The organism is Holophagales bacterium (assembly GCA_016699405.1).
GTDB lineage: Bacteria > Acidobacteriota > Thermoanaerobaculia > Multivoradales > JAGPDF01 > JAAYLR01.
In genome coordinates, this window is sequence record CP064972.1 from 132,778 (window position 1) to 152,012 (window position 19,235).

The following is a 19,235-nucleotide window of genomic DNA, read 5'->3' on the forward strand; positions in this document are numbered from 1 at the left end:
AACCGTCTCCGCAGCGCGTGCGGCGACGGCGCGGCGAGCGCTCTCCGCTCAGAGAGGTGTATTCCTCCAGTCGTCGGTGCTCAGGCGCACCAGGCCGCGCGCGGCGAGCTGTCGCGACGCCGCCTCGAGAACCGGCAGGAACTCGGGCTTGCGTCCCGCGCGACAGAGCAGCAAGGCCCCGTCGAGAAGCCGCCGCGCTCCAGCGAGGTCGCCGGTCTCCGCTCTCGCCGCCGCGAGCGCGAACAGCGCCGCCGGATCCTGGTCGCGCGTCCCTCGCGCCACCCGCAGGGCGAGCTGCAGCGCGAGGTCGCCGTCGCGGAGCGCGTCGTTCGGACTGGTCGCCAGGACGACCGCTTCGAGGTAGGTGAGCAGCAACGCGTCGGGAAGGCGCTCGCGGCCGACCCGCAGCGTGTCGAGCGCCGCACCCTCCTCACCCCGCGCAAGATAGGCGCGAGCCAACGCACCGCGCGGCGCCCAGGCGTCCGGCGCCGCGCTGACGGCGGCGCGGCAGAAGGTGACGTCGTCGTGCCACTGGGCGACGAAAGATCGGGCCGAGGTCGCGAGCGCGACGGATAGTCCAAGGGTGAGCAGGACGAGCACGGCGAGGCCGCGGCGACCCTGCCGGCGCGCCACGCCGTGAAGACCGGCACCGGCCAGCAGCGCGAGGGGAAGGGCCGCCAGGTAGGTATACCGGTGTGCCACGAGCTGCGGCCCGGCCTGGAAGAGACCGGAGACCGGCAACACGAACGCCGTGAAGACGGCCAGGGCGAGCGGAACGGCCGGCCGGCGGCGCCACAGCGCCAGCGCCAGGGCGAAGACGACGAGAAAGCCGAGCCCGCGCAGGAGGACGACACCGTCTCTCGCCACCGAGAAGGGATGAATGGCCGGCACCTGGAAGGGGATCGCGAACGGGAAGAGCGTCTTCTCGAGGTAGAAGGAAAGGCTGTAACCGGCCGAGAGGAACCGATGCTCGAGGGATGCCTGCGTGCGATCCGCCAACGCCGGAGCGGCCGCCCAGAAGGTGACGCCCGCCGAGAGCGCCGAGAGCACGAGGAAGGGCAGTTTCTCGAGCAGCACGGCGCGCGCGGGGCGTTCGAGCCAACGACGAGGATGCGGCTCCAGCCGCGCGAGCGGGCCGAGGTCGAGCGCCAGGAGGGCGACGGGCAAGGCAAGCGCGATCCCTTTGGAAAGCAACGCCGCCGCGAAGGCGATCCAGGCGCCCGACAAGGCGAGGGCGCGACGACGGCCGGTCGCTTCCGCTGCCCGCAAGTAGGCGTGCAGGACGAGGAGAACGAACAGTCCGCAGAGCAGATCGCGCCGTTCGGTGATCCAGGCCACCGACTCGACCCGCAGCGGATGGACGGCGAACACCGCCACGGTCGCGAAGGCGGCGAGGGCCCGTGGCCCGTCCGGAAGGGCACCTTCCCCGGCCGTCCGCGAGCGCACTCCGAACAGCCGCCAGGCGAACGCCCCGAACAACAGGGCGTTGGCCAGGTGGAGCAGCAGGTTCGTGCGGTGATAGCCGCGCGGATCCATCCCCGAAAGCTCGTAGTCCACCGCCAGGGTCAGCCAGGAGAGGGGGATGTAGTGCCCCGCGTGGCGAGCGGTGGCCATCCACCGCAGATGGTCGAACGACAGGCCTCGATAGTGCGGGTTGGAGACGAAGTTGAGCTCGTCGTCGAGCGGGGCCCAGCGGTGGTCGAGGGTCGGCAGGAAGACCCAGACCACGAGGGCGACCAGGGCCACGAGCGGCAGGGCGAGGAGGAGGCGTCTGTTCACGATGACCGATCGGCGCGGCTCAGGGAGTCGAAGCAGCGGACGCCTGCGCCAGGAGATGCCCCGCCTCGGGCAGGACGAGCCGCTCCATCGCCAGACGGACACCGGCCGGCGAGCCGGGCAGGAGGAAGACCGCCCGCCCGCGCACCGTCCCGGCCGTGGCGCGCGAGAGCATCGCCGCGGCGCCGATCTCGGCGAACGAGAGCTGCCGGAAGAGCTCGCCGAAGCCGGGCAGCTCCCGCTCGAAAAGCGGCCGGACCGCCTCCGGCGTGACGTCGCGCCGCGCCACGCCGGTACCGCCGGTCAGCACCACCACGTCGCAGCCGGCATCGTCCACCGCGGCGTCGACCGCCGCACGGATCGCCTCGACCTCGTCGGCGACGATCGTCGCCCGCACGACCGTGTGACCCGCGCCGGCGATCGCCTCCCGCGCCACCGGCCCCCCACGATCCGTCGTCGCATCCCGACGGTCCGACACCGTGATCACGGCGAAGCCGAGCGAGCGCCTCCCGAATCGGCGATGGAGATCCGGGATGTCCGGCAGTTCGTCCACCCGACGAGCGTACCAGCCCGGCGGTCCGCCGCCCGCCCCAACTCGGCCGCACCGGACCGACCCGAGCCGGGTTGGTAGGATGCGCCCCCATGGCTTCGACGACTCGCAGGACCGTTGCCGTACTCGGCGTTCCGATGGACCACGGCCAGGGGCGCCGCGGCGTCGACATGGGACCGAGCGCCTTGCGCTACAGCCACCTCGACGAGATCCTCGAGTCGCTCGGCTGCGAGGTGCTCGACCTCGGCGACGTCGAGGTGCCGGTCGTCGAGTCGCTGCACCTCGACTGGCGCCAGGAGCACGGGGGTCTCGTCTTCCTCAAGACGATCGCGCGCGCCTGCGAGGAGACGATCCGCCGCCTCGCCGAGCTCGACCCCCAGGTCTTCCCCATCGTCCTCGGCGGCGACCACTCGATCGCCATCGGCTCGGTCACCGGCTGTGCGCGCCGCGAACGCACCGGTGTCGTCTGGGTCGATGCCCACGGCGACTTCAACGTGCCGGCCACTTCGCCCTCCGGCAACATCCACGGCATGCCGCTCGCCGCCCTCTGCGGACGCGGCGAGCCACGGCTCGTCGACCTCGGCTGGCCGGGTCCCAAGCTGCGCGGCGAGGACGTCGTGCTGATCGGTATCCGCGATCTCGACGACGGCGAGAAGCGCCTCATGCGCGAGGCCGGGGTCACCGTCTACACGATGAAGGAGGTCGACCGCCTCGGCATCACGCGGATCGCCGAGGAGACGCTCGGCCGGCTCGCCCACCTGCCGCGGCTCCACGTCTCGCTCGACGCCGACGCCCTCGACCCCGAGGTCGCGCCGGGCGTCGGCACGCCGGTGCCAGGCGGCCTCACCTACCGCGAGGCGCACCTGCTGATGGAGCTCTTCGCCGACGCGCGCCGGGTGACCAGTCTCGATCTCGTCGAGGTCAATCCGATCCTCGACCGCGAGAACCGCACCGCCCGCCTGATGGTCGAGCTCGCCGCGAGCCTGCTCGGCAAGTCGATCTTCTGACCTCGCTCCGGCCGTCGCACCGCCCGAGCCGAACGGAGAGTCCCGTGTCCGACTACTACAAACCCGAGCATCTCGCGCAATTCGGCACGATCGGCGAGGGCAGCCGCGAGCTCGCCGCCAAGTTCTTCGACTATTACGGCAAGGTCTTCGCGGAGGGGGCGCTCACCGCGCGCGAGAAGTCCCTCATCGCCCTCGCCGTCGCCCACGCGGTGCAATGCCCCTACTGCATCGACGCCTACACCCACGACGCGCAGCAGAAGGGCTGCGATCTCGAGCAGCTGACCGAGGCGGTGCACGTCGCCGTGGCGATCCGCGGCGGCGCCTCGCTGGTGCACGGGATGCAGATGCTCGAGCACGCCAAGAAGGCAGGGATGTGAGGACCGGCGACGCGATCGCGGGCGAAACCGCCCGACTCGAGGGCGTGGCCGAGCTGGCGACGACGGCGGCCGGGCCGAAGGCCGCGTCGAGCCTCGTGCATCGCGGCTCGCCGCTCGCCGCGCCCGCCGAGCAGTTGCGGCGCCTCGGCGCTCTGCCGCTCGTCGACGCCGACGGGCGGCCCGCTGCCTTCGCTCGCTCCCTTGCCGCCTGCGGCTGGCCCGAGCTCACCCCCGCCGCGCTGGAGATCTTCCAGATCAACCTCGGCAAGCTCTGCAACATGACCTGTCGCCATTGCCACGTCGACGCCGGCCCCGACCGGGTGACGGAGAACATGGACCGGGCCACCGTCGAGCTCTGCCTCGCCGCCCTCGACCAGACCCCGTGTCACACCGTCGACCTGACCGGCGGTGCACCGGAGCTCAACCCGCACTTCGCCTTCCTCGTCGACGAATGCGTGCGCCGCGGCCTGCACGTCATCGACCGCTGCAACCTGACGGTGCTCCTGCTGCCACGCTTCCGCGATCTGCCCGCCTGGCTGGGCGAACGCGGCGTCGAGGTCGTCTGCTCGCTCCCCCACCACCGGATGCGCAATACCGACGCCCAGCGCGGTGACGGCACCTTCGAGCGCTCGATCGAGGCACTGCGGCGGCTCAACGCCGCCGGCTACGGGAAGGGCGATCCACGCCGCGTGCTGACGCTGGTCTCCAACCCGGCCGGGGCCTTTCTCGCCGGCGACCAGCGAGCGATGCAGAAGGAATGGCGCGAGTCGCTCGAGCGCCACCACGACGTCGCCTTCGACCGGTTGATCGCCTTGAACAACATGCCGATCGCCCGCTACCTCGACTGGCTCGAGGCGAGCGGCAACCTCGAAAGCTACGCCGCGCTGCTGCTCGCCGCGTTCAACCCGGCCACGGTCGCCGGACTGATGTGCCGCAACACACTCTCCGTCTCATGGGACGGCCGTCTGTTCGACTGCGATTTCAATCAGATGCTCGATCTTCCCGTCGCGCCGCCGGGCGGAGGGATGCAGCTGCGCGACTTCGACCCGGCGCGACTGGCGACGCGCCGGATCGTGACGGCCCGGCACTGCTACGGCTGCACGGCCGGCGCCGGAAGCTCCTGCGGCGGAGCGACGAGCTCCGGCTGAATCGCCTCCCGGTCACCGGCGCTTCACCTTCTTCAGCTCGAGGTCGACGTTGCAGACCTCGTCCTCCGCCCCGAGGTCGGTCGCCAGCTCGATCCACACCGTCTGGTAGCCCGCCAGCGAGAGGCTGGCAAGGTGGCGACCGGTCGTGTCGAAGCGCCACTGCTTGCCGCCGCCGGTGTCGTCCCAGTCGTCGGAGGTCCCGATGTCGCGACCGTCGATCGACACCCGCGCCTCTTCGGGATCGATGTGGAACTCCGCAGCGATCTGGCAGCGGTAGACCTCGGCGATCGGCGGTCCGGGCGTCGCGACCTCCGGCGGCGGCTCGACGGGCGACGGCTCGGGCGTCGCGACCTCCGGCGGCGGTGCGGCGGTCGGCGCCTCGGTGGGACGCGGCGCGAAGGTCGGCAGCTTGAGCTCGAGCGTCGGCTCCGGCGTCGCGGTGGGGGTCGCCGTCGACTCCGGCAGCCCGAACGGCGTCCCGACCGGCGCCGGCAGCGTCTCCGCGGCCACCGGGAGCGGCGTCACCACGGGGCTCGTGGTCCCCGGCGCGGGCGGCACCGACGGCGAACGGAGCACCAGCGCCGCGAGGCCGATGCCGACCGCCACGGCGACGGCACCGACGACCCAGAGCCAACCCCGGCGGGGCGCCGAGGCCGGGAGCGACGCCGAGGCGAGCGCCGGGGAGGTCGCGGGCGGCGACACCGCCGGCGGCAACGGAGGCGGGGCGGGCAGGGGGGGCGGCGGGGGCGCGACGAACGCCGGCAGGACGCGGGTCGGCGACTCGTCCGGCGCGGGCACCGCCGCCAGCGCCCGACAGCGCGCCGCCAGCACCCGGCCGTCGGCGACGCGCGCTCCGACCTCCTTGGCGAGACAGAGGCGCAGCAGGGCGGCCTGGTCGGGCGGAAGGCTGGTCGAAAGCGCGGGGTCGGCGAGCGGATCCTCGTGCAGGATCTGGTAGACGAGCGTCGTCACCGTGTCGGCCGGGAAGGGCTTGCGCCGCAACAGCAGCTCGTAGAGCACGACACCGAGCGAGAAGAGGTCGGCACGACCGTCGAGCTCGTGCCCCTTGATCTGCTCGGGCGCCATGTACGCCGGACTGCCGACGAGGGTCCCGGTGCGCGTCAGCTCGGTCGCTTCGCCGACCGCCTTGGCGACGCCGAAGTCGCTCACCTTCACCCGCCCGTCCCGACCGATCAAGAGGTTCGCGGGCTTGATGTCGCGATGGACGACGCCGGCCGCGTGCGCTACCGCGAGCGCCTCGGCTGCCTGCGCCACGATCTCGAACGTCTCGGCCGCCGACGGATAGCGCCCGCCCGCCAGCCGCGCGGCGAGCGATTCCCCCTCGACGAGCTCCATGACCAGGTAGAGGTCGTTACCTTCGCGACCCGCGTCGAAGACGGCGACGATGTTCGGGTGCGCGAGCCGCGCCGCCACTCGCGCTTCGCGCAGGAACCTCGCCTCCGATTCGTCGGCACGCAGCGAGCCGCCGGTCGCCGAGGCGGAGATCATCTTGATCGCCACCGGCCGATCGAGCTGCGGATCGTGGGCGCGGTAGACCGCCCCCATCGCGCCGCGCCCGAGCTCGCCGGTGATGCGGTAGCGCCCGACCTTCGCGGGAATGGCCATGATCGCGAATTCTACGGGAACGGGGCCCGTTCGCTCGGCTTCAGCGACGTCGGCGCGGCTGCGGGCCCTTCCGGCGCTCGCCGGCGGCCAGGCCGGCGATCCCCAGGGCAGCGAAGCCGGTCGCCAGACCCGCGACCGCGTCGAGGGCGTAGTGGTAGCAGCAGGCCACCGTCGAGAAGCCGATCGCCGCGGCGAGCGCCCAGAAGAGCCCGCGGGCGGCCGGGAACCAGCGTCCGGCAAACCCGGCGGCAATCACCGTGGCCGCCACGTGCGTCGAGGGGAATGCCATGCCGCCGCGGTCGAAGAGCGCGTAGAGCGCGTCCATCATCGGGATGAACAGCCGGCCCGTCGGGATGACCTCGGCGCGACGCGCCACCGGGCCCGAGATCGGCAGGAGGATCCCGGCGACGTAGTGGACGAGCATCGCCGCGTTGAGCACCGCGATGTAGCGCCGCACCGACTCGCCGGCCCGGCGCATGGCGAGGAGGCCGGGGACGAAGAGCAGCAGGTAGTAGCTCGCGTAGACGCCGTGGAGCGCCTCGAGGGCCCAGACCGGCAGCACCCGCGGCAGCGCCAGATGCGGCTCGCTGCGGAAGAGCGCCGCGTCCCAGCGCACGAGGATCGGGTCGAGGTCGGCGGCGACGACGAGGTGGCGCAGCGCGCCCACTTCGCCGTAGAGCCAGAGCAGCGAGATCACCGGGTACCAGCGCCGCAGCAGCGCCAGAACCCCGGTCGACTCCTGCCGCGTGACGAGCCAGACGATCGCCACCGCGGAGGCCAGGTGTCCGACCGCCCAGCCCCGCCATTCGCCGAGCCGCCCCGCCGGACCGGCGGTGGCGAGCAGCAGGAAGAGCCCGGTGTGGTAGGCGAGAGAGAGCCAGTCGGTCGCTTCGAATCCCGGAGGGCCGCCAGCCCGGGCGTCGACCCGGCGGCCCCCGTCGTTCGTGCGCCGTCGTGCCACCTCAGATCGCCTTCTCATAGACGCGGTAGGTCTTGTCCACTCGAGCTCCGAGGCGCTCGAGCAGTCGGCGCATCGGGCCGTTCGATTCGAGGATCCACGAGAGCTCGCCCGAGCGATACCCCCGTGCCATCGCCGCCCGCACCGTCCGCGCCACCATCGCCGCCTCGATCCCGCGTCGCCGATGCTCCCGCACCACCCCGAGGATCAGCACGCGCACCCCGGTGATCCGCCGCTTCCACCAGAGGGCGCGCAGCCAGCCGGTCGGCAGCAGGCGACCCTCGAGATGCGCCAGCACTTCGTGGAAGTCCGGCAGGGTGATCGAGACGCCCACCGGCTCGCCGTCCTGCTCGGCGAGCAGGGCGAGCTCGGGCACGACGATCGGCAGCAGCTCCCTGGCCAGCTCGGCGATCTCCTCGGCGGCGAGTGGCACCGCACCCCAGTTCTCCGCCCAGGCGGCGCTGTGCACCCGGTGGATCCGGTCGACCTCCTCGCGAAAGTGCGCGAGATCGACCGGACGGATGACCAGACCGGGCGCGGCCGCGACGAGCTCCTCGGCCCGCGCCAGCCGCTGCGGCAGGATCGCGGGGACCTCCAACCGGTAGGCCAGCAGGTCCTGGACCTTGGAAAGCCCCCAACCCTCGAGCAGCGCGCGGTAGTACGGCGGGTTGTAGGGCATGAGCAGCACCGGCGGACGGTCGAAGGCGTCGAGCAGCAGGCCGCTCTCGTCGTTGATGGTGAAGCTCATCGGACCGCGCAAGCGCGTGAGACCGCGTTCGCGCACCCACCGGGCGGCGGCATCGAGCAGGGCACCCGCCGCCGCGGCGTCATCCTCGCATTCGAAGAAGCCGAAGAAGCCCGCACCGTCGCCCCAGGCGTCGAGGTGCCGGCGATTGTGCACCGCGGCGATCCGCCCGACCACCGCGCCGCCGCGCCGGGCGAGGAAGAGCTCGGCCTCGGAATGACGGAAGAACGGGTTCCGTTGCCGGTCGAGGAAGCGCCGCCGCTCGGCCAGCAGCGGCGCCACCCACGCCGGACGATCGCGGTAGAGCCGCCACGGCAGGCGCAGGAACGCCTCGCGCGTACGGCGATCGCGGACCGGCGCGACGTCGATCAAGCCGCTCGCGACCTCACGGCATCGCCCCGCGCATCCACGGCGGCGCGAGGGCGGCGATCCGCCCGAAGACCGGGCAGCTCTCGCGGTGCGCGCCCGGCAGGTAGCCGATCGATTGCAGGAATTCGCCGGTGATCTCGCCGCCGGTGAAGCGGAAGGTGCGCTTGAAGAGGCGCACCCACTCGGCCCGCCCGAGCGGTTGCTGCGCGGCGAGCCAGGAGGCGAAGCCGCCGTGGCTCGCGCGCAGCGCCCGCACCGTTCGCGCGTTGGCGACGATCGCTCCGACCTTCAGCCGGTTGCGCACGATCCGCTCGTCGGCGAGCAGCGCCGCGACGACGCGCTCGTCGAGCTCGGCGAGCGCGTCGACCGCGAACCCGGCGAGCGCCGCCCGCATCCCCTCGCGCTTGCGCAGCACCAGCTCCCAGTTGAGCCCCGCCTGCATGATCTCGAGAACCAGCCGCTCGAACAGCGCGGTCTCGTCCGCGAGCGGGAAACCGTACTCGTGGTCGTGATAGGGACCGTGCAGCGGATGTCCCGGCGCGACGTCGCAGTAACCGCTCACCTCGCCTCCCTTCTCGCCCCGCCACTCTAGCGCTCCGGACGCTCTGCTAGCATCCTCGCCATGTCCGACATCGCCCTCGTCAACCGCCTGCCGCGCATTCAACAGGCCCTCGCCGACGCCGGTCTCGACGGCTGGATCTTCGCCGTCTTCCAACAGAACGACCCCGTCTCGCTCGACCTGCTCGCGCTCGGCGGCCGCAACCTGGTGACGCGCCGCTGCTACTACCTCGTGCCGCGCCAGGGCGAGCCGCGCAAGCTCGTCCACACCCTCGAGGAGGGGATGCTCGACCATCTGCCGGGGGCGAAGACGAAATACCTGCGCTGGCAGGAGCATCGCGCCGAGCTGGCGACGCTCGTCGCCGGCTGCAAGCGCCTCGCCGCGCAGTACAGTCCGGGCAACGAGCTGCCGGCGGTCTCGCGCCTCGACGCCGGCACGGCGGAGCTGCTCGCCGCCTGCGGCATCGAGCTTGTGTCGTCGGCCGATCTGGTCCAGGAGTTCGCCGCCGTCTGGTCGCCCGAGCAGCTCGAGAGCCACCGGCGCGCCAACACGCGGCTGCACGAGATCGTCAAGGAGGCCTTCGCCCGCGTCGCCTCGGCGCTGCGCGCCGGACAACCGATCCACGAACGCGACGTCCAGGTCTTCCTCCTCGAATCGTTCGAGCGTTCGGCGATGTGGAGCGAGGGGGACCCGATCGTCGGCGTCAACGCGCACGCCGCCGATCCGCACTACGAAACGCTCGCCGAGGGCTCGTCGCCGATCGTCCGCGGCGACTTCCTGCTCATCGACCTGTGGGCCAAGGAGAAGACGCCCGAGGCGATCTACGGCGACATCACCTGGTGCGGCGTCTGCGCCGAGGCGCCCACCGCGCGCCAGCAGGAGATCTGGTCGATCGCCGCAGCAGCGCGTGACGCCGGCATCGCCCTGGTGCAGGCACGCTACCCGGCGCACGAGATCCGCGGCTTCGAGGTGGACGACGCAACCCGCGCGGTGATCGACCGGGCCGGCTACGGACAGTACTTCTTCCACCGCACCGGCCACTCGATCGGCACCAAGGACCACGGTCAGGGGGCGAACATGGACAACCTCGAGACGCACGACACGCGTCGCCTGCTGCCGATGACCGGCTTCTCGATCGAGCCGGGCATCTACCTGCCGGGCGAGTTCGGGGTGCGCACCGAGGTCAACATCGCCCTGACGCCGACGTTCGCCGAGGTCACCGGCGGCGAGCCGCAGCGCGAGTTGCTCCGGCTGCTCGCCTGACCCGCGCGGACCCGGCGGGAAGGAGCCCGACGATGGACGAGCCCGGCGAACCACGGGTGAACGATCCGGTAGAACCTGCGGGTGCGTCCCCCGCTCCCGAGGCAGCGGGCCCCGGGGAGCCGGCGAGTCTCGACGAGACCCTGCCGGTCCTCATCTCCTCCAACCCCGCCGACGTGCGCGAGACAGTGCGGAGGACGATTCCGCCCGGAGCCTCGCTCGACGAGACGCTGCCGGTCGTTCCCCTCGCCGCGGCCCGTCCGGCAACGCCGCCCGGGGGACGCTCGGCCGTCGAGCCTGCCACGGGCGGTGCGCGCGACGCCGCACCGCCCGGCGGCACCTGGCGCGGCGACGCCCTCGCCGCGAGCCCGCACGGACGGCTGGCCGAGCTGCTCGCCGCACCGGCCGAGGACTTCGACAGCGAGCGCGCCGCCGGGCTCTGCGCTGACGTCTGCCGCGAGGCGCTGGGCGACTTCGCGCCGGCGCTCGTCCTCCTGCCCGTCGCCGAACGACGGCGCGCCCAGGCGGTCGCCGCCTTCGCCCTGACGCTCTTCGACTTCGCCCGCCAACGCGGCGTCGACGGCGAGCGACTGGCGCAGATCAACCGCTGGGAGTACACCCTCGAGGCGGCGCTCTCCGGCGATCGCATCGGCCAGCCGGTCTTCCTGCGGATGGGAGAGGAGGAGCAGCGCCGTCCGTTCTCGCGCGATGGGCTCGACGCGCTCTTCGCCGCCGCCCGCCGCCGGGCGACCTGCGACCGACCGATCCACGCCGCCGAGGCGGAAACCGCCCGCCGCCAGCTTGCCGAAGGGCTCGTGCAGATCCTGCTCGGCGACGGCCAGAGCCCGGCTTCGCTCGAGTTCGCCTCCGGCCTCCTCGGCCTGCGCGCCCTTCTCGGTCTCGGCGCCGAGCTCGCCGGCGGACGCTGTCCGCTGCCGGTCGACGAGTTGCCGGCGATCGTCCCGGCTCCCCCTCCGGACCGACTCTCCGCCGCGCTCGACGCCGAGATCCAACGGCTCGAACCGCTCCTGCTGCGCGGCGCCCGCGCCGTGCGCGAGGTCCCGCTCACCTTCCGCCGGCCGACCGCCTACCTCGTGCTCGCCGCCGAGCGCCTCCTCGCCCGGGCCGGTGCCGTCGGGACGCGCCTGGTCGCCAAGCCCCCGCGGCTCGGCGCCTTCGAGCGCCTTCGCTTGGTGGCGCGGGCGCGCTGGGGTTCACTCGCCCGCGGCTGAGCGCCGCGGAGCTGCGGCGGCGGTGGGAATCGGGTCGGCGGCTCAGAAGGGCGTCGGCGGCGCCGCATCCAGCGGAGCGATGACGGCGAGCTCGGCGGTGTCCGAGAGCGGGTCCGGCATCTCGTCGCCGTCGCCCACCTCTGTCCAGGCGATGCCGGGGCCGCTCGCACTCCAGAGCCCGATGCCGCCGCGCTTGGCGCGATAGAGCGCCGCGTCGGCGCAGAGGAACAGGCTGGCGCGCGAATCGCCCGGCTCGGCGAGAGCCCAGCCGAGCGAGACGCCGACGTCGAGCCCGGGGATGTCGAGGCGGGTGCGCTCGAGCTCGGCGACCACGCGCATCGCCACGCCTGCCGGGTCGTCCTCCGCACCCAGCGGCACGAGCAGCGCGAACTCGTCACCGCCGATGCGCGCGACACGCTCGCGCCCCGCGGCCGCCACGCTCAGCGCTTCGGCGAGCCGCTGCAGGACGAGATCGCCGACCGCATGGCCGAACCGGTCGTTGATCGACTTGAAGCGATCGACGTCGACCAGGACGAGACCGACACGCGCGTTCGTCTCACGCAACTCGAGGAGCTGGCGGTCGAACACCCGCCGGTTGGCCACCTGGGTCAGGGGATCGAGATGCGCGATGCGATCGAGCTCGGCGTTGGCGCGGGCCAGCTCGCGGGTCCGCTGCTCCACCTGCTCGCCAAGCTCGCGGGTCCGCCGCACCACGGCCGCCTCGCGAAACCGGGGCGCGACGAGCGCGGCGAGCAGCATCGCGAGCAGCGGGGCGAGGGCTGGGGAGGTATCGACGACACCCGAGACCGCAGCGCTCCAGAGTCCCTGCTCGACCGGGGCGACGGTGGGCGGCTCCCCGCTCCTCCCGCGCACCAGAGCGAGACCGGAGCAAAGGCCCGCGGCGGCACCGACCCCGGCGACGAAAAGAAGGAGCGCCGACGGCCCGAAACGCCCCAGCCGCATCGGCGACAGCCGGCCGCGCGCCTCATTCCCGGCCACCGACCGCGGCACACGGCCATCTCCCCACGCGCGCGCCGCGGCCTCCCCGGCCTTCAAGCCTCTGGTTGCCCCTCGCGGCATCGGCCCCCCGGACGAGCTCGACGGCTTATCCCTGCCAATTCCGTGAGCGCCAAGCTCAGTTCCTTGGCGAGGGATCCCCCTGCTGCGCCAATCGCCTTGGCGAACGAGGCGAACCAGGGGAGATTCCGCCCGTCTTGGATATCAGCCCTGCATTCCGGATGCCAAAGCTCGGGCACCGTCGGGAAGAAACCGGCCTACTGGCAGGGGAAGCTCGTAGGGTCGCGGAATGTGGTCGACAGGGTGCCGACCGCGTTGCGGTACGACTGAACTCGGCCGTTGACCAGGTCCTCGACGGTCACCGCCCACCCTTGATCCGTCAGGCCACTCGCGAAGACCCAGAAGTCGTCGCCGAGCTCGGGGACACAAGCATCGAGCACCTTGAGACCGAGCTCGAAGTTCGTCGCGCCGAAGAACGAGAAGAAGACCGAATCGACGTTCTCCGCTCGCGCGCCGAGGAAGCTCATCACCGCGGCGCTCCCATTCGCCGCTTGCGTCTGCCAGTTGGCGCGCACGCGGAATCGTCCGCCTTGCAGACACGAGGTCGTCGCGTTCGGCACGCAGCTCTCGCTCTGCGCCCGCGGCGCGAGCGCACCCACTTCGAGCGGGGCGCTCGCGTCCGCCACCCACTCGACGACGGGCGCGGCGAGCTCCGCTTCCGTGCTCTCGGCGCCGCCACAGGAGAAGCTCGAAGCGTCGCGGAAGGTCGACGAGAGATCACCGAGCGCGTTGTCGTAGCGCTGCATCTCACCCGTCGCGGTGTCTCGCACGCGCACCGTCCAGCCCTGGTCGGTTAGCCCGCTGGCGAAGACCCAGAACCGGTTTCCGAGCTCGGGCACGCAGGCGTCGAGCACCTTGAGCCCCATCTCGAAATTGGTCGGCGAGAAGAACGAGAAGAATGCCGAGTCGCGGTTCTCGGCCCTCACCCCGCCGAAGCTCATCACCTCGCCTGCGCCCCCGCTCCCCGCCGTCCGGTAGTCGACCCGCACCTCGAACCGGCCGTCGCGCAGACAGGCCGTCGTCGCCGACGGCTCGCAGGGGCCGGTGCCGCGGTCGCGGAGCAGGACCTGGGTGTACTGACTGTAGTTGTCCTGCCCCAGGTTGTGGGCGTCCGATTCGAAGGCGAGATATCGCGCGTCAGGTGTCAACGCCGGCCTGCGGCTGTCGCCGCTCCCGGCTGCCCCGCCGATGCCCGCGGACTCTCGCGAGGTCACGCTGGTCAGCCGGTCGTGCAAGTAGATGTCGGACCAGTCGTTGGCACCGCCCGCGACGAGACCACGCGAGTACGAGGAAAAGGCCACCCAGCGCCCGTCCACGCTGATCGCGGGTAGCTCGCCTCCACCCTCCGCCTCGGTCCCGTCACTGTTCACCGACACCCTCGTCGTGGCACCCAGGACACGGTCTCGAACGAATACGTCGACGACACCGTTCTGGTCTCCTGGCACCAGGTTCGAGGCCCAGGATGCGAACGCCACGTACCGACCATCGGCAGACAAGGCCGGAGCGAGGCTGAGCGCATTGCCCTCTCCGCCCAGGCTGTCGACCGAAACCCGCGTCGTCACTCCGGTCACGCGGTCGTGGACGAAGACGTCGGGCGCTCCGTTGCCGTCACCGGGCACGAGATTCACGGCGCTGGAGACGAATGCCACGTATCGGCCGTCGGCAGAAATTGCCGGCGACGCGCTGTCGCCGTATCCCCCGATTCCCGCTGGGCCCACCGACACGAGGGTCGTCAACCCGGTCTCCCGATCGCGGACCAAAACATCGTCGTGGCCGTTGACGTCTCCGGCGACCAGGTTCGTCGAGTTGGACGTGAAGGCCACGAAGCGGCCGTCGGCGGACACCCGCGGTTGCCAGCTGGCCCCGTTGCCTTCGGCACCGGAGGCACCCACCGAGAGCTTGGTCGTGGCCCCGCTCCGCCGATCGTGGAGGAAGACATCCCAGGACGAATTCGTGTCTGGGGGCACGAGATTCGACGCACGAGAGGAGAAGACAACGAGCTCGCCGTCGGCGGAAAGGTCGACGAACTCGATGTCCGCGTTCGCTTGACCTCCAGCGCTGTCGACCGAGACGCGCGTGGTCTGCCCGGTCCGCAGATCGGTGACGAAAGCGTCGGCGGCGCGGTTCGTGTCGCCCGGGACGAGGTTCGTCGCTCGGGAGACGTAGGCAACGTACCGACCCTCGGCAGATACCGCCGCCAGGCCGCTCGACCCGTCGGTCGCGGTCGCCAACTCTCGAGCTGGGGCCTTGGGAACGCGCTCGATCGTTCCGAGACGGTTGTCGCGAAGGAAGCTGCCGTCCGGGACGCCGGGGTCACCCGAAATCAGGTTCCTGGACCCGGTGGTGAACACCACGGCTTGGCCGCCGGCCGAAATTGCGGAAACGTAGCTGTTCTCGTCGCCCCCTTCTCCGGAGTCGGCGACGGACATTCGGGTTGTCGTCCCGGAAGCGCGATCGTGCAGGAAGACGTCGATGCGACCGTTGACGTCGCCATCGACCAGATTGGTGCTCGCCGAGTTGAACGCCACGAATCGACCATCCGGCGAGATCCGAGGCGCCTGGCTGAAATCATTGCCTTCCGCCCCCGAGCTGGAGATCGAGACGCGCGTGGTCACTCCCGTCTGTCGGTCGTGCACGAAGACGTCGGCCTCGAAATTCGTGTCTTCCGGCGTCGCGGTCGCGGAGGTGAATGCCACGAAGCGGCCTTCTTCCGAAATGTCCGGGTGGACGCTGTAGCCGAGCTCTTCGACGCCGGGTCCCACGACCCAGATCCTCTCTGTCGTTCCCAGGAGGCGGTCGCGGATGAAGACGCTCGAGCTCAGTTCACGACTTCCAGGCGCGAGGTTCGTGGCTTTCGAGGCGAAGACCACGTAGCGCCCATCCGCGGAAAGCCGCGGGCTATCGCTGTCGTCGTCGGCCTGACGACCGAAGCTGTCGACCGACACCCGCGTCGTCCCTCCCTCCAGCCGGTCAACGACGAAGACGTCGGTGCGTCGGTTGGTGTCGTTGGCCACCAGGTGCGTGGCCCACGAAGAGAACGCGATGAACCGTCCATTGGCCGAGATCACTGGATCGCTGATGGGTCCATCCAGCTCCGTTCCCGGTACTCCCACCTCGAGCCTCGTCGTCTGATGCGTCTCGCGGTCGTGAACGAACAGGTCGACACGGCCATTCGTATCTCCAACCACCAGGTTCGACGCCTCCGACAGGAAGGCCACGAAACGGCCATCGGCGGAGATCGAGGAGCGGTAGCTCCCGTTGTTTCCTTGACCTCCCGTACTGTCGACCGAGACGCGGGTCGTACGGGCCGTCTGGCGGTCGACCACGAAGACATCGGTCGAGAGGTTCGTATCCCCAACTACGAGATTCGTCGCACCCGAGTCGAAGGCGACGAAACGACCATCGCGGGTCAAGCTGCTCGATCCGACCGAGCCGTCGACCTTCTTCTGAAGCCGCGGGTCGGCGCGGGTGACGACCTCGGTCAGGCCCGTCCCTTGGACAGACCCCGCCACTCCCCAGGCAATGACCGCCCACCCCACAACCGCCAATCGAATCGTCCACCGCATTCGAGCGCTCTCCTCGTTCCACCCACCGACACGCGAGTCGCGTGACCTCCACCTGGATTCGTCCATGGTAACGCCCCCGCCTCGTTCTTCGAGTCCCATCCAACGGGTATCGTGGCGCTCATCCTGGACGAACACCCGATTCTCGTCGAGAATAGCTGCTCGTACCTCCATCTCGTCGTTCCGCCGGCCACCGGCGATAGGAAGTCTCGGGAGACTGCTCCATGCCCCTGCTGCGACCGACAGGAATCTTGTTCGTGCTCGCCGTCCTCTCGGCGATACCGCACAGAGCGGCGGCCGATCTGCCGTTCGGAAGCAGCTTCGAAGGGGGCCGCCTCTGCGAATGGGCGGACGGGGACGGCGTCTGCTCGACGGAGGAGGAGATGGCGGCAGGGCTGCTCGGGACCTATCCGGTCTGCGTGCCACCGTCGACGAGTGCGATCCCCGGGGGGTCGATGACCGTGTGCGGCACGACCACCTGCTCGACCGGCGCCACGGGGTGCGACGCCACCGCGCACGTCACGTCGGCAACGTTCAGCCTCGCCTCCTCGACCGCCACCTTCGTGGCGACGCTCGACGACGACGTCTTCCCGACGCAGGTCACCCTCGGCTCGACCTACAACTGCAACCTGAACGTGACCCAGGGGACCGGCACCGGCGCCTTCGCCTTCACCACCGTGCCGGCCTGCTTCGTGCCGCTCCTCGAAGTTGCCACCGTCGACCTCTCGACGATCGACCTCAACGCCACGCTCGCCTTCAGCGGCTGCGCCATCGCGACCATCCTGAACAGCTTCGTCGGCACGATCCAGCCCACGGTCCTCGCCCAGGCCGAGCAGCAGATCGGCCCCGTTCTCCAGGACGGCGCTCGCCGCGCCTGGCTCGGGCGCTGGGTCTGCCCGGGGCCGTGAGCACCGGCGCCGGAGTCGTGCGGCGGAGACGCCCTCAGGGGCGCGGGATGACGTAGAAGAGCACGGCGAAGTAGTGGAGCACGCTTCCGAGCATCACGAAGAGATGCCAGAGGAAGTGGTGGTAGCGCATGCTCTGCCAGCCGTAGAAGATGAGGCCCAGGGTGTAGGCGAGGCCGCCGCCGAAAAGGAGCATCACGCCGCCGGGTGCCAGCGCGGCGAGCAGCGGTTTGATGGCGATGACCACGCACCAGCCCATCAGCACGTAGAGCACCACCGAGAAGATGCGAGCGCGGCCGAGCGCCACGCTCTTGAAGATGACCCCCGCCACCGCCGACGACCACACGATGGCGAAGAGCGTCCAGCCCCAGGGCCCGCGCAACGTGACCAGCGTCAGTGGCGTGTAGGTGCCGGCGATCAGCAGGTAGATCGCCGAGTGGTCGAGCACGCGCAGCACCCGCTTGGCGCGCAGGATCGGCACCGAGTGGTAGAGCGTCGAGGCGACGTAGAGCAGGATCAGCGTGGTGCCGAACACCGCCGAGGTGGCGACGTGCCAGACGTTGCCGCGCAGCGCCGCGCACGCGACGAGGATCACCAGCCCGGCGATGGAGAGGACGATGCCGACGCCGTGGCTTACGCCGTGAGCGATCTCCTCGCCGACGCTGAACTGCGGCACGCCGCCGACTTCGACGAGCTTGCCGCGCGCCGGGCGCACTCCGGAAGGCTCGGGCGCGCTCAGAACGCCCCCCCGGGCGCGAGCTCGACCACTTCGCAGGTCGCGCCGAAGCTGGCCAGCGCCTCGCGCAGGTGGACCGGCCGGCCGCGCAGCAGGGGGAAGGTCCCCCAGTGCACCGGCACGACGCGCCGCAGCCCGAGGTAGCGGCACGCCCGCGCCGCCTGGGCCGGGTCCATGGTGAAGTGGTCGCCGATCGGCAGGAAGCCGAGCTCGGGCCGGTAGAGCTCGCCGATCAGCTCCATGTCGGAGAAGAGCGCCGTGTCGCCGGCGAGGTAGAACGTGAAGCCCCCGGCCATGCGCACGACGTACCCGCAGGCGAGGCCACCGTACACCGGGACGCCGTCTTCGACGAAGCCGCTCGAATGATCGGCGCGCACCATCGTGACGCGGAGCCCGAGCACCTCCTGGCTGCCGCCGAGGTTCATCCCCGAGCAGTTCTCGACGCCGTGCTTGCCGAGCCAGGCGCAGATCTCGAAGTTCGCCACCACCACCGGCGAGAAGCGCCGGCAGAGCTCGACCGCGTCACCCATGTGATCGAAGTGCGCGTGGGTGATCAGCACCGCGTCGATCCGCTCGAACTGCCGGGCGGCTTCGGGGCAGGCGGGATTGCCGCCGACCCACGGATCGACGAGCACGACCCGACCGTCGGGCAGGTCGCAGCGCACGGTCGCGTGACCGAGCCAGGTGAACTTCGGGCGGTCCTCGGAGCTCATGGAATCTCCTCGCTGTCGCGGTCTCTCGCGCCGATTCTACCCGCGCTCGGGGCCGCGCTGCGGCAAACGCCCGCCGGTCGGGTGCGCCGAGCGGTGCTAGCATCCCGCCCGCGCGGAGGTAGCCCATGTCCCGATCGGTCAACTGGTTCGTCCTTGCCCACGTGCTCGCCGCCCTCTGGCTGGCCGGCGGAGCGTTTGCCGGCGCCTTCGTGCGAGCCCAGACGCGGCGCGCCACGACGCTCGCCGAGAAGGTTTTCGGGCTGCGGCTCGGCTGGCGACTGCTGACCGTCTGCTCGATCCCCGGCTCGCTCGTCGCCGGAGCGATCGGCCTTCATCTCGTCACGGCACGGGGGTTCGGTTGGAAGGAGGGCTGGGTGCACGCCTCGGTCGGCCTCTGGGCGCTCGCCACCGCGGCGATGCTGCTCGCCACCGCGCCACGCTTGAAGCGCACCCTCGCCGCCGCCGAGCGCTCGCTGCAGCAGGGTGCGCCGACGCCGGAGCTCACCGCGCTCGCCGCGGCTCGATGGCCGGGGATCGTCGCCGATCTCGGCGCGCTCGCCGTGGTCCTGCTGACCGTCCTGATGGTCTTGAAGCCCTTCTGAGCCCTACGGGCGAGGCGTCGCCTCGCCGAGGC

The 19,235-nt window shown here is 71.2% G+C and carries 17 protein-coding genes; 7 read left to right on the forward strand and 10 right to left on the reverse strand.

The window, feature by feature from the left end; all coding sequences use genetic code 11:
* Positions 1-48 precede the first annotated feature (48 nt).
* Positions 49-1,779: a hypothetical protein gene (locus IPJ17_00590; protein ID QQR74134.1), complete on the reverse strand. Its 1,731-nt coding sequence runs from the start codon at positions 1,777-1,779 to the stop codon at positions 49-51.
* A gap of 19 nt (positions 1,780-1,798) precedes the next feature.
* Positions 1,799-2,263 carry a MogA/MoaB family molybdenum cofactor biosynthesis protein gene (locus IPJ17_00595; protein QQR76046.1) on the reverse strand — a complete coding sequence of 155 codons (465 nt, stop codon included), beginning with the start codon at positions 2,261-2,263 and terminating at the stop codon, positions 1,799-1,801.
* Between the two features lie 155 nt (positions 2,264-2,418).
* On the opposite strand from IPJ17_00595, the gene rocF reads away from it, so the two are divergent.
* From rocF to arsS, 3 genes are read left to right on the forward strand one after another with little or no spacing between them, the layout of a single operon-like run.
* Complete coding sequence (rocF, locus tag IPJ17_00600; protein QQR74135.1) at positions 2,419-3,333, forward strand: arginase; 915 nt, start codon at positions 2,419-2,421, stop codon at positions 3,331-3,333.
* Between the two features lie 44 nt (positions 3,334-3,377).
* Positions 3,378-3,710 carry a carboxymuconolactone decarboxylase family protein gene (locus IPJ17_00605; protein ID QQR74136.1) on the forward strand — a complete coding sequence of 111 codons (333 nt, stop codon included), beginning with the start codon at positions 3,378-3,380 and terminating at the stop codon, positions 3,708-3,710.
* 53 nt (positions 3,711-3,763) lie between these two features.
* Positions 3,764-4,858: an arsenosugar biosynthesis radical SAM protein ArsS gene (arsS, locus tag IPJ17_00610; protein QQR76047.1), complete on the forward strand. Its 1,095-nt coding sequence runs from the start codon at positions 3,764-3,766 to the stop codon at positions 4,856-4,858.
* A gap of 12 nt (positions 4,859-4,870) precedes the next feature.
* Here the strand turns inward: arsS and IPJ17_00615 are convergent, their stop codons facing one another.
* From IPJ17_00615 to IPJ17_00630, 4 genes are read right to left on the reverse strand one after another with little or no spacing between them, the layout of a single operon-like run.
* Entirely contained in the window at positions 4,871-6,484 is a 1,614-nt protein-coding gene (locus tag IPJ17_00615) for a protein kinase (GenBank protein QQR74137.1), read from the reverse strand.
* 40 nt (positions 6,485-6,524) lie between these two features.
* Positions 6,525-7,445: a phosphatase PAP2 family protein gene (locus tag IPJ17_00620; GenBank protein ID QQR74138.1), complete on the reverse strand. Its 921-nt coding sequence runs from the start codon at positions 7,443-7,445 to the stop codon at positions 6,525-6,527.
* A 1-nt stretch (position 7,446) separates the two neighbouring features.
* Positions 7,447-8,559, reverse strand: coding sequence for an N-acetyltransferase (locus IPJ17_00625; GenBank protein QQR74139.1), 1,113 nt, complete (start codon positions 8,557-8,559; stop codon positions 7,447-7,449).
* 13 nt (positions 8,560-8,572) lie between these two features.
* Positions 8,573-9,118, reverse strand: a complete 546-nt coding sequence (locus IPJ17_00630; GenBank protein ID QQR74140.1) for a DNA-3-methyladenine glycosylase I — start codon at positions 9,116-9,118, stop codon at positions 8,573-8,575.
* Between the two features lie 60 nt (positions 9,119-9,178).
* Here IPJ17_00630 and IPJ17_00635 point away from each other — a divergent pair, with 60 nt between their 5' ends.
* Positions 9,179-10,378, forward strand: a complete 1,200-nt coding sequence (locus tag IPJ17_00635; protein ID QQR74141.1) for an aminopeptidase P family protein — start codon at positions 9,179-9,181, stop codon at positions 10,376-10,378.
* A 32-nt stretch (positions 10,379-10,410) separates the two neighbouring features.
* Entirely contained in the window at positions 10,411-11,607 is a 1,197-nt protein-coding gene (locus IPJ17_00640) for a hypothetical protein (protein ID QQR74142.1), read from the forward strand.
* A gap of 42 nt (positions 11,608-11,649) precedes the next feature.
* On the opposite strand, the gene IPJ17_00645 is transcribed toward IPJ17_00640, so the two are convergent.
* Positions 11,650-12,618, reverse strand: coding sequence for a GGDEF domain-containing protein (locus IPJ17_00645; GenBank protein ID QQR74143.1), 969 nt, complete (start codon positions 12,616-12,618; stop codon positions 11,650-11,652).
* Positions 12,619-12,881: 263 nt separating this feature from the next.
* Positions 12,882-16,250 (reverse strand): PD40 domain-containing protein, encoded by a 3,369-nt coding sequence (locus tag IPJ17_00650; GenBank protein ID QQR74144.1) that lies wholly within the window; start codon positions 16,248-16,250, stop codon positions 12,882-12,884.
* A gap of 221 nt (positions 16,251-16,471) precedes the next feature.
* Between IPJ17_00650 and IPJ17_00655 the strand changes: the two genes are divergently transcribed.
* Positions 16,472-17,155: a hypothetical protein gene (locus IPJ17_00655; protein ID QQR74145.1), complete on the forward strand. Its 684-nt coding sequence runs from the start codon at positions 16,472-16,474 to the stop codon at positions 17,153-17,155.
* A 34-nt stretch (positions 17,156-17,189) separates the two neighbouring features.
* Here the strand turns inward: IPJ17_00655 and IPJ17_00660 are convergent, their stop codons facing one another.
* Positions 17,190-17,867, reverse strand: coding sequence for a hemolysin III family protein (locus tag IPJ17_00660; protein ID QQR74146.1), 678 nt, complete (start codon positions 17,865-17,867; stop codon positions 17,190-17,192).
* A 20-nt stretch (positions 17,868-17,887) separates the two neighbouring features.
* A complete protein-coding gene (locus IPJ17_00665; GenBank protein QQR74147.1) occupies positions 17,888-18,601 on the reverse strand; it encodes a metal-dependent hydrolase in 714 nt (237 codons plus the stop codon).
* 125 nt (positions 18,602-18,726) lie between these two features.
* On the opposite strand from IPJ17_00665, the gene IPJ17_00670 reads away from it, so the two are divergent.
* Complete coding sequence (locus tag IPJ17_00670; GenBank protein ID QQR74148.1) at positions 18,727-19,203, forward strand: DUF2269 family protein; 477 nt, start codon at positions 18,727-18,729, stop codon at positions 19,201-19,203.
* The last annotated feature ends 32 nt before the right edge of the window (positions 19,204-19,235 follow it).

Excerpts from the sequence above, each read along its gene's own strand:
- IPJ17_00670 (QQR74148.1), top strand. The coding sequence starts at position 18,727 with ATGTCCCGATCGGTCAACTGGTTCGTCCTTGCCCACGTGCTCGCCGCC.
- IPJ17_00635 (QQR74141.1), top strand. The coding sequence starts at position 9,179 with ATGTCCGACATCGCCCTCGTCAACCGCCTGCCGCGCATTCAACAGGCC.
- IPJ17_00650 (QQR74144.1), bottom strand. The coding sequence starts at position 16,250 with ATGCGGTGGACGATTCGATTGGCGGTTGTGGGGTGGGCGGTCATTGCC.
- IPJ17_00640 (QQR74142.1), top strand. The coding sequence starts at position 10,411 with ATGGACGAGCCCGGCGAACCACGGGTGAACGATCCGGTAGAACCTGCG.
- IPJ17_00655 (QQR74145.1), top strand. The coding sequence starts at position 16,472 with ATGCCCCTGCTGCGACCGACAGGAATCTTGTTCGTGCTCGCCGTCCTC.
- rocF (QQR74135.1), top strand. The coding sequence starts at position 2,419 with ATGGCTTCGACGACTCGCAGGACCGTTGCCGTACTCGGCGTTCCGATG.
- IPJ17_00665 (QQR74147.1), bottom strand. The coding sequence starts at position 18,601 with ATGAGCTCCGAGGACCGCCCGAAGTTCACCTGGCTCGGTCACGCGACC.
- IPJ17_00615 (QQR74137.1), bottom strand. The coding sequence starts at position 6,484 with ATGGCCATTCCCGCGAAGGTCGGGCGCTACCGCATCACCGGCGAGCTC.